Origin of the sequence: Massilia sp. UBA6681 (assembly GCF_002454935.1) — a bacterium.
Lineage (GTDB): Bacteria > Pseudomonadota > Gammaproteobacteria > Burkholderiales > Burkholderiaceae_D > Telluria > Telluria varians.
The window spans coordinates 17,387-29,642 of the sequence record NZ_DKJX01000049.1 but is presented as its reverse complement, the minus strand read 5'-3'; the positions used below and the strand labels follow the sequence as shown (position 1 = coordinate 29,642).

Genomic DNA, 12,256 nt, shown 5'->3' with positions numbered 1-12,256 from the left:
TGCAAGACGACGAGGAGGTCGAAGATGGTCCAACGTAATCCAGCGCCGAACGAGCTGGAACCGATCGAACGCGCGAGCCGCGACGAGCTGCAGGCCCTGCAGCTGGAGCGCCTGAAGTGGTCGCTGCGCCACGCCTACGAGAACGTGCCGCACTACCGCGCCGCCTTCGATGCCGCCGGCGTGCACCCGGAAGACCTGAAGTCGCTCTCCGACCTGGCCAAGTTCCCGTTTACGGACAAGAAAACCCTGCGCGACAACTACCCCTTCGGCCTGTTCGCGGTGCCGCGTGAACAGGTGGTGCGCATCCACGCCTCCAGCGGCACCACCGGCAAGGCGACCGTGGTCGGCTACACCCAGCGCGACATCGACACCTGGGCTGGCGTGGTGGCGCGCTCGATCCGCGCGGCTGGCGGCCGTCCAGGGGACATGGTGCACATCTCCTACGGCTACGGCCTGTTCACTGGCGGCCTGGGTGCGCACTACGGCGCCGAAAAGCTCGGCTGCACGGTGATCCCGATGTCCGGCGGCCAGACCGAGAAGCAGGTGCAGCTGATCCAGGATTTCAAGCCCTCGATCATCATGGTCACGCCTTCGTACATGCTGAACATCGTCGAGGAGTTCACGCGCCAGGGGATCGACCCGGCGACGTCGTCCTTGAAAGTCGGCATCTTCGGGGCCGAGCCCTGGACCGACGCCATGCGCCGCGAGATCGAGGCGCGCGCCGGCATCGACGCGGTCGACATCTATGGCTTGTCGGAGGTGATGGGCCCGGGCGTGGCGAGCGAGTGCATCGAGAGCAAGGACGGCCCGACCATCTGGGAAGACCATTTCTACCCCGAGATCATCGACCCCGAGACCGGCGAAGTGCTGCCCGACGGCGCGGAGGGCGAGCTGGTATTCACGTCGCTGAGCAAGGAAGCGCTGCCGATCATCCGCTACCGCACGCGCGACCTGACGAGGCTCCTGCCGCCCACCTCGCGCTCGATGCGCCGGATGGGCCGCATCACGGGGCGCTCGGACGACATGCTGATCATCCGCGGCGTGAACGTGTTCCCGAGCCAGATCGAAGAAATCATCCTGAAGATGCCGGCGCTGGCGCCGCAGTACCAGCTGGTGGTTGCACGCGACGGCCACCTCGACACGCTGGAAGTGCTGGGCGAGCTGCGCGACGCTTCGCTCGCAGCAGGCGACGTGGATGCGCTCTGCCGCGAACTCCAGCACTGCATCAAGACCCATGTGGGCGTGAGCACGCGCGTGTGCTTGATGCCGCCCGGCGGGATCGAACGCACGCTGACCGGCAAGGCCCGGCGCGTGGTCGACAAGCGTCCAAAAAACTAGATAACGAGGAGACACCATGACCGACGCATTCATCTGCGACGCCATCCGCACCCCCTTCGGCCGCTACGGCGGCGCGCTCTCGAGCGTGCGCGCCGACGACCTGGGCGCGCTGCCCATCGCCGCGCTCATTGCCCGCAACAAGGACGTGGACTGGGCCGCGGTGGACGACCTGTTCTACGGCTGCGCCAACCAGGCCGGCGAAGACAACCGCAACGTCGGCCGCATGGCCGCGCTGCTCGCTGGCCTGCCTTCATCGGTGCCGGCCAACACCATCAACCGCCTGTGCGGCTCCGGCATGGACGCCATCGGCAGCGCCGCGCGTGCGATCAAGGCCGGCGAGGCCAACCTGATCATCGCCGGCGGCGTCGAGAGCATGACCCGCGCGCCCTTCGTCATGGCCAAGGCCGACAGCGCCTACTCGCGCGCCGCCAGGATCGAGGACACTACCCTCGGCTGGCGCTTCGTGAATCCGCTGATGAAAGCGAAGTACGGCATCGACTCGATGCCGGAGACCGCCGAGAACGTGGCGGTGGAATTCAACATCAATCGCGCCGACCAGGACGCTTTTGCCCTGCGCAGCCAGCAGCGCTGGGCCCGTGCCCATGCCGAGGGTTTCTTCAAGGACGAGATCGTCCCGGTCACGATCCATGGAAAGAAAGGCGAGTCGCGTGTATTCGACACCGACGAGCAGCCGCGCGAGACCAGCATGGAAGCACTGGCGAAACTGAAGGGTGTGGTGCTGCCCGACGGGACCGTCAGCGCCGGCAACGCGTCGAGCCTGAACGACGGCGCCTGCGCGCTGCTGCTGGCTGCCGAAACAACCGCCGCACGCAACGGCCTGACACCGCGCGCGCGCGTGGTCGGCATGGCCACCGCCGGGCTGGCGCCGCGCATCATGGGCTTCGGTCCGTCGCCGGCCGTGAAGAAGCTGCTGGCACAAACCGGCCTGCGCCTCGACCAGATGGACGTGATCGAGCTGAACGAAGCCTTCGCGGCACAAGGCCTGGCCGTCATGCGCGACTTCGGCCTGCCCGACGACGCTGCCCACGTGAACCCGAACGGCGGCGCCATCGCCCTCGGCCACCCGCTGGGCGCCTCCGGCGCGCGCCTGGTGACCACCGCCGTCAACCAGCTGCACCGCATCAAGGGCCGCTACGCCCTGTGCACCATGTGTATCGGCGTGGGCCAGGGCATCGCGATCATCGTCGAGCGGGTGTAGGCATGGTCAAGGTCTACGAGATCGACGGCGTGCGGCCGGTGGTCCATCCCAGCGCCTACGTGCACCCGAGTGCGGTGCTGATCGGCGATGTGATCGTCGGCCCGCGCTGCTACATCGGCCCGCTGGCCTCGCTGCGCGGCGACTTCGGTCGCCTGATCCTGGAAGAAGGCGCCAACCTGCAGGATACCTGCGTGATGCACGGCTTCCCGGGCGAGGACACGGTCGTCGAAGTCGACGGCCATATCGGACACGGCGCGGTACTGCACGGCTGCCGCGTCAAGCGCAACGCCATGGTGGGCATGAATGCGGTGGTGATGGACAAGGCGGTCGTGGGCGAGGAATCGATCGTGGCCGCGATGAGCTTCGTGAAGGCCGGGATGATCATCCCGCCGCGCAGCATGGTGATGGGCACGCCCGCGAAGATCATGCGCGAGCTCACCGATGAAGACGTGAAGTGGAAGAGCTTCGGGACGCGCCAGTACCACGAACTGAACCTGCGCTCGCTGCAGACGATGCGCGAAGTCGAGGCCTTGCTTGAACCCGAGCCGGATCGCAAGGGCATCGCGTTCGATCCCGATGGCAGACATAAACCGAGAGTTTGATTGCACCACCACCCCCTGCACCGTCGTTCCCGCGTAGGCGGGAACCCAATTTTGTCTGAGCAGCGTTAGCTTGAGCTGGTGGCTGCGGAGCGAACTTGGATTCCCGCCTTCGCGGGAATGACGTTGATAAGAGCTGCGTTGGTGTGAAGTACCTGATTCCTGAAGAGATACCTGACTGGAGACAACAACATGGGCAACATCGCAACCCTGCAAAGCCTGATCGCCGGCCGCTGGCACGGTGCCGAGGCGGCTACCGCGCTGCACAGCGCGCTGAACAACGAACTGATCTATCACACCCACGCCGAGAAGATCGATTTCGACGAAGCCGTCACCTACGGCCGCAAGACCGGCATCCCCGCCCTGATGCGGCTCGACTTCCAGAAGCGCGCCCAGGTCCTGAAAGCCCTGGCCCTCTACATGATGGAGCGCAAGGAAGAGCTGTACGAGATCTCGCACCTGACCGGCGCCACCCGTCCGGACAGCTGGGTCGACGTGGAAGGCGGCATCGGCACCCTGTTCGCCTACGCCAGCATGGGCTCGCGCGAACTGCCTTCGTCGAATGTCCTGCATGAAGGCCCGGCCATCGCCCTGGGCAAGCGCGGCGGCTTCGCCGGCACCCACATCCTGGTGCCGCGCGGCGGCCTGGCGGTGCACATCAATGCCTTCAACTTCCCGATCTGGGGCATGCTGGAAAAATTCGCGCCGAGCTTCCTGGCCGCGATGCCCTGCATCGTCAAGCCGGCCACCGCCACCAGCTACCTGACCCACGCCACCGTCAAGATGATGATGGACTCCGGCCTGCTGCCGGAAGGCGCGCTGCAGCTCGTCATCGGCTCCACCGGCGACTTGCTCGACCGCCTGGGCGGCTTCGACGCCGTCACCTTCACCGGTTCGGCCGACACCGCCGCCAAGCTGAAGGCCAACCAGAACCTGATCCGCGCATCGGTCCCGTTCACCGCCGAAGCCGACTCGCTGAACTGCGCCATCCTGGCGCCGGACGTCAGCCCGGACGACCCGGAATTCGACCTGTTCGTGAAGGAAGTCGCACGCGAGATGACCGGCAAGGCCGGCCAGAAGTGCACGGCGATCCGGCGCGTCATCGTGCCCGAGCAGCACGCGGACGCCGTGGGCGCGCGCCTGCGCGAGCGCCTGGCCAAGATCACGGTCGGCAACCCGAAGGTCGAGGGCGTGCGCATGGGGGCGCTGGCCTCGATGGACCAGCACCGCGACGTCTCGGAACGCGTCGAGATGCTCGCGCGCGGCAACGAAGTCCTGTTCAGCGCCCGCGACGGTTTCGCCCCTAGGGGCGAGGGCGCAGCCAACGGGGCCTTCTTCGCGCCGACCCTGCTGCTGTGCCGTAACGCATTGAGTAACGACGCCGTTCACGACATCGAAGCCTTCGGCCCGGTCAGCACGATGATGACCTACCGCGATATCGACGAAGCCCTGCACCTCGCTGCGCGCGGCAAGGGCAGCCTGGTAACCACCCTGGTGACCAAGGACCCGGCCATCGCCGCCCACGCGGTGCCGGTCGCCGCCGCCTCGCACGGCCGCGTGCACATCCTCGAGCGCGAGTCGGCGGTGGATTCCACTGGCCACGGTTCGCCGCTGCCGCAACTCAAGCACGGCGGCCCGGGTCGCGCCGGCGGCGGCGAAGAGCTGGGCGGCATCCGGGCGGTGAAACACTTCCTGCAGCGCGCCGCGGTGCAGGGTTCGCCGACCATGCTGGGCGCCGTCACCGGCGAATACGTGCGTGGCGGCGCGGTCAAGGAAACCGAGACCCACCCGTTCCGCCGCTGGTTCGAAGACCTGGAAGTGGGCCACTCGCTGCTGACCCACCGCCGCACCGTGAGCGAGGCCGACATCGTCAACTTCGGCGGCGTCTCGGGCGACTACTTCTACATGCACTTCGACGAGATCGCGGCCAAGGACACCCAGTTCGGCAAGCGCATCGCCCACGGCTACTTCGTGCTGTCGGCGGCGGCGGGCCTGTTCGTGTCGCCGGCGCCGGGCCCGGTGCTGGCCAACTACGGCCTGGACAACCTGCGCTTCGTGGCGCCGGTGGCGATCGGCGACACCATCCGCGCGCGCCTGACCTGCAAGCGCAAGGTCGACCGCAACCGTACCGATGAGCAGGGCCGCGGCCAGGGCGTGGTGGCGTGGGATGTGCAGGTGACGAATCAACACGACGAACTCGTGGCGAGTTACGATATCCTGACGCTGGTACAGAAACGCGGCTAGGACGCAAGGGCGCTGTCCGCCGCCAACCAAGGAGACCTATCGCATGTCGAGACTGGACCTGAGCAGCATTCCCGTACTGAAAGGTACGGGTTACCCCGAAGCCTACGCCGAGCTGGTGGACGGACGCACCAAGCAGGCCCTGGGCGACGCCGGCGGCCTGACCCAGTTCGGCGTCAATCTGGTCGAACTGCAGCCGGGCGCCGCATCCTCGCAGCGCCACTGGCATTCGCATGAGGACGAATTCGTGATGGTGGTGTCGGGCGAGCTGGTCCTGGTCACCGACGAAGGCGAGACCCTGATGCGCGCAGGCGACTGCGCGGCCTTCCCGGCAGGAAAGCCGAACGGGCACCATCTCGTCAACCGCAGCTGGGGGCAGGGGGTTTTCCTGTGCGTCGGCTCGCGCGTCAAGGAAGACCAGGCGACGTATCCGGACATCGACCTGCACTACGATGGCGCCACCGACACGTATTCGCACAAGGACGGCAGCCCTTATCCGCCACGCGGCTGAGGGTCAGTTCAGCTTGCGCGCGTAGCGGCTGCGGATGTGCTGGCTCACGAAGGTCGACAGTCCGCGCCCTTCGCGCGCCAGTTCCTGCATCCTGGCAATATTCTCGGCGCCAGCGCTGCGCTCGGTATACAGATAGCGGTCACCGCCGGTGAACTGGATGGTGATCGAGTCGGTATCAATGTCGTAGGCGACCACGCCGGATTCGCCGCTCGTGTTGCGATAGCGGTGCATGCGCACCTCCATGTTTGTCGTCGATACCTCTCATGTGGGTGTCGATCGCCTCAAGACAAGACGCCTCGCTTCAGTGACCGATCTTGCGCTGCACCTTCAGCAGCCCACTTTCTGTACGCACGGCAACAAGGTCCATGTAATCGGCCACCGGGGCCGAGCGCGTCTCGACCGGATGCGTGTGCGTGGCGGTCACGACGACGCTGTCCATGCCTGCCGCCTCGGCTGCAGCGAGGCCGATCGTCGTGTCCTCGAACACCAGGCAATCCTGCGGCGCCACGCCCAGTTTCTGGGCGCCCAGCAGGAAAGGATCGGGGTTCGGCTTGCCGCGCTTGACGTCGTCGGCCGACACCAGCAGCGGCGGCAGGGGCAGGCCGGCGGCGGCGATGCGCGCCGTGGCCAGGGGACGCGAGGCCGAGGTGACGATGGCCCAGCGGTCCGTCGGCAGGCTGGCCAGGAAGCGGCCCACGCCGGCGATTTCCTCGATGTCGCCGACGTCCTCGATTTCCGCCAGCGCAATGCCCAGCGCTTCCGCCACCGGGTCGACACCGGGCAGGCCGAGCTTGCGGATGGTGTCTTCGGTACGCTTGCCGTGCACGGTCGGCACGAAAGTCACCGGATCCAGTCCATGCCGGAGCGCCCATGCGCTCCAGACCCGCTCGGCGGACTTGATCGAGGTCAGGATGGTGCCGTCCATGTCGAACAGGAAGGCGGCGTATTCGCGCGAGGGCAGGACGGATGGGTTGGTCGGGGTCACGGATGCATTCTCGTTGTGGAATCGGATTATCCAGCATAGCGCAAAAGGCCTGAAGGCTTGGCCTCCCTTGACGCCGGGGCGGCGTGCTGCCAGACTGGCCATCCCATTCACCGATCCGAGGAGCGTCGCATGAACCAGCCTGATACCGTCCTCCGGTCGGCCGCCTGAGCGCTTCGTCCATCTCGACGATGTCTTAAGCGCGCCAGCGCGCCGACCTTCCATTTCTTGCTTTGCCGCGCCACTGGTGCGGCTGCCCGCGCACGCCTGTTGCGCCACTGAATGGAAAACACATCGTCATGATCGACATCGATTTCCCGACCCTGCACGGGATCGGCTTCAAGCAGCATTTCGTCTCACAACTCGCGGCGGCATCGCCGCAAGCTCGCCTCGCCCGCGTCACTTCCGCCCAGCGCGACGCGCTCACGCTCGACGACGGGCGCGAGGCCTTCCCCGCGCGCAACGTGCGCTTCGACGCGCGTGGCCAGCCCGTGGTCGGCGACTGGGTACTGGCCACGCACAGCCTGGGCGACTGGTGGATAGCCGGGACGCTCGACGCCTTCAGCCGGCTGTCGCGGCGCACCCCGTCGGGCAGTCAGGTGCTGGCCAGCAACGTGGATACCGCGCTGCTGCTGATGGGCCTGGACAACGATTTCAATCCACGCCGCATGGAGCGCTATATCGCGCTGGTGCGGGCCTGCGGCGTGGCGCCGGTCATGATCCTGACCAAGCCGGACATCGGCAGCGAGGTCGCGCACAGGATCGCGCAGCTGCGCCAGCGCATTCCCGATGACGTGCCCTTGCTGCACCTGATTCCGTCGGAGCAGCTTGACACCGGCGTGCTGGCGCCCTGGCTGGGGGCAGGGCAGACCCTGGTGCTGCTCGGGTCCTCGGGCGTGGGCAAGTCCACGCTCACCAATGCCTTGAGCGGCAGCCTGCAAGCCACCGGCGGCACCCGCCACGGCGACGACCGCGGCCGCCACACCACCACGGCGCGCTCGCTGCACCGCTGCCCGGGCGGGGCCTGCATCATCGATACGCCCGGCCTGCGCGCCTGGCAGCCGGACGCGGACGAGGATGAGCTGGAGCTGTCCTTCAACGACATCGCGGCGCTGGCGGAAGGCTGCCAGTTCCGCGACTGCCGCCATGCGAGCGAGCCGGGATGCGCGGTGCGGGACGTGGTGGATGCGGATCGCCTGCAGAACTATCGCAAGCTGTTGCGCGAGGTAAGGCGGGCGGAGCAGACGGCGCTGGAGCGCATCGCCGAGCGCGGGAAGTGGAAGGTCTTGATGAAGGAAGCGAAGCAGCGCGGCCGGGAGTAATTCAGGCCAGTGGCCTGAATTACCGCGGCAATTGGTGGATTACTCTTCCAGCTGCTTGCGCACGCGCGCGATCGCCGCCCGCACCTGGTTCGGCGCGGTGCCGCCCACGTGATCCCGCGCCGCCACCGAGCCTTCCAGGGTCAAGACGGCAAACACGTCCTGCTCGATCAGCGGCGAGAACTCGCGCAGCTGCTCCAGCGACATCTCCGACAAATCGCACTTGGCGATGTCGCAGGCGCGCACCGCGTGCGCCACCGCTTCGTGGGCGTCGCGGAAGGGCAGGCCCTTCTTGACCAGGTAGTCGGCCAGGTCGGTCGCAGTGGCGTAGCCCTGCAGCGCCGCCGCGCGCATGTTCTCGGCCTTCACGGTGATGCCGCCCGCCATGTCGGCGAAGATGCGCAGGGTGTCGGTAACGGTGTCGATGGTGTCGAACAGCGGTTCCTTGTCTTCCTGGTTGTCCTTGTTGTAGGCCAGCGGCTGGCCTTTCATCAGGGTCAAGAGGCCGTTCAGGTGGCCGTAGACGCGGCCGGTCTTGCCGCGCGCCAGTTCCGGCACGTCCGGGTTTTTCTTTTGCGGCATGATCGACGAGCCGGTGCAGAAGCGGTCGGCGATGTCGATGAAGCCGATGCGCGGGCTCATCCACATGACCAGCTCTTCCGAGAAGCGCGACACGTGCATCATGATCAGGGAGCTTGCAGCCGTGAATTCGATCGCGAAATCGCGGTCCGACACGGCGTCCAGCGAGTTGTGGCACACGTCCTCGAAGCCCAGGGTTTTCGCCACGCGCAGGCGGTCGATCGGGAAGGTGGTGCCGGCCAGCGCGGCCGCGCCCAGCGGCAGGCGGTTCACGCGGCGGCGCGCATCCTGCATGCGCTCGGCGTCGCGGCCGAACATCTCGACGTAGGCCAGCATGTGGTGTCCAAACGTGATGGGTTGGGCCACCTGCAAATGGGTGAAGCCCGGCATGATGGTGTCCGCATGGCGTTCGGCCAGATCGAGCAGGGCGGCGCGCAGGCTGGCGAGCAGGCCGAGGATGTCGTCGATCGCCGCACGCACGTACAGGCGGATGTCGGTCGCGACCTGGTCGTTCCGGGAGCGGCCGGTGTGCAGGCGCTTGCCGGCGTCGCCCACCAGTTCGGTCAGGCGCTTCTCGATGTTCAGGTGCACGTCTTCCAGGTCGAGCAGCCACTCGAAGCTGCCGGCATCGATCTCGCCCTTGATCTGGGCCATGCCGCGCTCGATCTCCGCACGGTCCTGTTCACTGATGATGCCTTGCGCGGCCAGCATCTCGGCGTGGGCGAGCGAGCCCTGGATATCGAAGGGCGCCAGGCGCTTGTCGAAGAACACGGAGGCGGTGTAGCGCTTGACGAGGTCGGAGACGGGTTCGGTGAAGCGCGCGGACCAGGCTTCGGCTTTCTTGGAGAATTGATCGGTCATGGTGGGATCCCTGTTAGGTATCCCACGATTATAAAGCCTGTGCCCGCCCCTCACCCGAGGTGGATGACAAGCGCCGGTAAATGCGCAATGATGTGCTTACTATTCTAATAAGGGGGAGACATGCATCGTTTGGCCCAATTCGGCCTGGCACTCGCGTTTGCGGCACCTGCAGCATTGGCGCAGCAGGCCGCCCCCGCCGCGCCGGCCACGCCCACCGCAGTGGCCGCACCAGCCGCGCCCGCGGCGGCAAGCATGCCGGCAGCAAAAGCGGCGGACGTCGCCTCGATCGACGCCATCATCGCCGCCGTCTACGACGTGATCTCGGGCCCGGCCGGCGCCCCGCGCGACTGGGACCGCATGCGTTCGCTGTTCGCGCCCGAGGGCCGCATGGGCGCCATGGTCGCGCGTCCGGACGGCAGCTACGTCCTGCGCGCCATGAGCCCGGAGGACTACATCGCCCGCAACACCAAGGCCTTCACCACCATGGGTTTCTTCGAGACCGAAAAGGCGCGCACCACCGAGACCTTCGGTCAGATCGCCCACGTGTTCAGCACCTACGAGGCGCGCCACGCCAAGGATGAGGCCAAGCCCTTCATGCGCGGGATCAACAGCATCCAGCTCATCCATGACGGCAAGCGCTGGTACGTGCTGAACCTGATCTGGCAGGCCGAGGACGCCAAGCTGCAGCTGCCTGAGCGCTACCTGCGCAACGGCTGAGCTGCCCGGGGAGCGCCGTCCAATTGAAACTTATGCATCAAGAGAACGGCGCTAGAATTGGTTTTTAAGCCACATTCAACGCTTCCATGATTACCAACGATTCGAGCTTCCAGGTCAGTACCGACCAGACGCGGCTGGACATCCCGATGATCTACCGCTTCCTGAGCGAGCAATCCACCTGGGCAGTTGGCATTTCGCGTCCGACCGTCGAGCGTGCCATCGAGAATTCGCTGTGTTTCGGCGGCTATCTCGACGGGCGCCAGATCGCTTTTGCACGCGTCATCACCGACTTCGCGACCTTCGCCAACCTGGTGGACGTGTTCGTGGTGCCCGAGTACCGCGGCCGCGGTTACGGCAAGCAGCTGATCGGGGCGGTACTGCGCCACCCCAGCCTGCAGAAACTGCGCCGCTTCACGCTCCACACCAGCGATTCGCACAGCCTGTACGAGCGCTTCGGTTTCACCGCGCCCCAGCGTCCCGAGACGATCATGGAGCGGTACTTTCCGAACATATATTTGTCCTGAGCATACTCAACACGGCGTCCCCCTTCTGGAATCAGGCTTACGATGTGTCTGAACCGGGAGGATTCGCATGCTTCGCGCCGTCGTCCGTGCTCTGCTGGTGTTTGCCTTGCTGGGAAACCAGCCGCTTGCCGCGGCCGACGCCGGGCAGCCGAAGGAGCCGAAAGGCTCGCTCGTCATCATCGGCGGCGCACTGCGTGCCGACAATGCCGCCGTGTGGGAACGCATGGTCCAGCTGGCGGGCGGCAAGGGCGCCCGTATCGCCGTGTTCGCCTCGGCCTCGGCCAGCCCCGAAAAAGCCGGCAAGTTCCTGGTCGAGCGCTTCAACCACTATGGCGCCAGGGCCTTCTTCGTGCCGGTGGCCGTGCGCCTGTCCGGCATCGACTACCAGGCGGCCGCCGAGGATCCGGCGCTGGCCGGCGCGGTGCGCGCGGCCGGCGGCGCCTATTTCGCCGGCGGCGACCAGGGCCGCATCACGCGCGCGCTGCGCCGCGAGGACGGCGGCAATACCCGTATGCTCGACGCCCTGTGGGACATGTACCGGCGCGGCGGCATGATCGCCGGCTCCAGCGCAGGAGCCGCCATCATGAGCAGCACCATGTTCGGCCGTCCCAAGACGGTGCTGGCCACGCTCAAGCTCGGCATCGACGAGGACAAGGAGATCGCGCCCGGCCTCGGTTTCATCGGCGACGACGTCTTCATCGACCAGCACCTGCTGGTGCGCGGCCGGTTCGCGCGCATGGTGCCGGCCATGCTCAAGAAGGGCTACAAGCTTGGCCTGGGCATCGACGAGAACACCGCCATGGTGGTGGGCCCGGCCCGCGACGTCGAGGTGATCGGCTACCGCGGCGCGCTGCTGGTCGACCTGTCGAAGGCGGCGCCGCAGGACGGGCCGAAGGGAGGGCCGCTGAGCGTCAGCAACGTGCGCCTGAGCTACCTGGACAACGGCGACCGCTTCAACCTGCTCAGCCAGATCTTCACGCCCGCGCCCGACAAGCTGGACAACCGGATCGACCCGGCCCGGCCCTATTACCGCGAACCGCTGTTCTCGGCCGACATCCTCGGTAACAGCACGGTGGTCGACCTGATGGCCAAGCTGATCGACAGCGACCAGCCGGAAGCCATCGGCCTCTCGCTCGACAGCCCGCACGGCATCCAGCCCGACCTCGGCTTCGAGTTCAAGCTCACCCGCACGGGCGACAGCGTGGGCTACCAGTCCTCGTTCACCGAGCAGTACTCGGTCTACAACATGCGGCTCGACATCCGGCCGATCGTGGTGCAGCGGCCGCTGTACCAGTACCGGCAGCTCGAGACCGTGGCGGACGGCGGTGCCGGCGCCGGCCGGGTCGATGCCGCCAGGTAGGAGCGG

12 protein-coding genes are annotated in these 12,256 nt (G+C 66.7%); 9 read left to right on the top strand and 3 right to left on the bottom strand.

The annotated features are described in order from the left end of the window. The first annotated feature begins 24 nt into the window (after positions 1–24). From paaK to B2R83_RS07010, 5 genes are all read left to right on the top strand, one after another. Positions 25–1,338, top strand: a complete 1,314-nt coding sequence (gene paaK / locus B2R83_RS07030; protein WP_292039581.1) for a phenylacetate--CoA ligase PaaK — start codon at positions 25–27, stop codon at positions 1,336–1,338. A 16-nt stretch (positions 1,339–1,354) separates the two neighbouring features. Continuing rightward, positions 1,355–2,557, top strand: coding sequence for a 3-oxoadipyl-CoA thiolase (gene pcaF / locus B2R83_RS07025; protein ID WP_292039580.1), 1,203 nt, complete (start codon positions 1,355–1,357; stop codon positions 2,555–2,557). A 2-nt stretch (positions 2,558–2,559) separates the two neighbouring features. Then, entirely contained in the window at positions 2,560–3,159 is a 600-nt protein-coding gene (gene paaY / locus B2R83_RS07020; protein ID WP_292039578.1) for a phenylacetic acid degradation protein PaaY, read from the top strand. 189 nt (positions 3,160–3,348) lie between these two features. Then, positions 3,349–5,400, top strand: a complete 2,052-nt coding sequence (gene paaZ, locus B2R83_RS07015) for a phenylacetic acid degradation bifunctional protein PaaZ (protein WP_292039575.1) — start codon at positions 3,349–3,351, stop codon at positions 5,398–5,400. 43 nt (positions 5,401–5,443) lie between these two features. Then, the gene (locus B2R83_RS07010; RefSeq protein WP_209587366.1) at positions 5,444–5,908 is read left to right on the top strand and encodes a cupin domain-containing protein; all 465 of its coding nucleotides are present in this window, start codon (positions 5,444–5,446) and stop codon (positions 5,906–5,908) included. Between the two features lie 3 nt (positions 5,909–5,911). Here the strand turns inward: B2R83_RS07010 and B2R83_RS07005 are convergent, their stop codons facing one another. Further along, positions 5,912–6,139, bottom strand: coding sequence for a hypothetical protein (locus B2R83_RS07005; RefSeq protein WP_027865570.1), 228 nt, complete (start codon positions 6,137–6,139; stop codon positions 5,912–5,914). A gap of 70 nt (positions 6,140–6,209) precedes the next feature. Beyond that, positions 6,210–6,893 carry an HAD-IA family hydrolase gene (locus B2R83_RS07000; RefSeq protein ID WP_292039572.1) on the bottom strand — a complete coding sequence of 228 codons (684 nt, stop codon included), beginning with the start codon at positions 6,891–6,893 and terminating at the stop codon, positions 6,210–6,212. A gap of 296 nt (positions 6,894–7,189) precedes the next feature. Here B2R83_RS07000 and rsgA point away from each other — a divergent pair, with 296 nt between their 5' ends. After that, a complete protein-coding gene (gene rsgA / locus B2R83_RS06995) occupies positions 7,190–8,212 on the top strand; it encodes a ribosome small subunit-dependent GTPase A (protein ID WP_292039570.1) in 1,023 nt (340 codons plus the stop codon). A gap of 39 nt (positions 8,213–8,251) precedes the next feature. On the opposite strand, the gene argH is transcribed toward rsgA, so the two are convergent. Continuing rightward, complete coding sequence (argH, locus tag B2R83_RS06990) at positions 8,252–9,649, bottom strand: argininosuccinate lyase (protein WP_292039568.1); 1,398 nt, start codon at positions 9,647–9,649, stop codon at positions 8,252–8,254. 120 nt (positions 9,650–9,769) lie between these two features. Here argH and B2R83_RS06985 point away from each other — a divergent pair, with 120 nt between their 5' ends. The 3 genes from B2R83_RS06985 (at position 9,770) to B2R83_RS06975 (ending at position 12,250) form a co-directional block, all read left to right on the top strand. Beyond that, positions 9,770–10,366 carry a hypothetical protein gene (locus B2R83_RS06985; protein WP_292039566.1) on the top strand — a complete coding sequence of 199 codons (597 nt, stop codon included), beginning with the start codon at positions 9,770–9,772 and terminating at the stop codon, positions 10,364–10,366. 86 nt (positions 10,367–10,452) lie between these two features. Beyond that, a complete protein-coding gene (locus B2R83_RS06980; protein ID WP_209587377.1) occupies positions 10,453–10,890 on the top strand; it encodes a GNAT family N-acetyltransferase in 438 nt (145 codons plus the stop codon). 67 nt (positions 10,891–10,957) lie between these two features. Then, on the top strand, positions 10,958–12,250 hold the full coding sequence (locus B2R83_RS06975) for a cyanophycinase (RefSeq protein ID WP_292039564.1): 1,293 nt from the start codon (positions 10,958–10,960) through the stop codon (positions 12,248–12,250). Positions 12,251–12,256 lie beyond the last annotated feature (6 nt).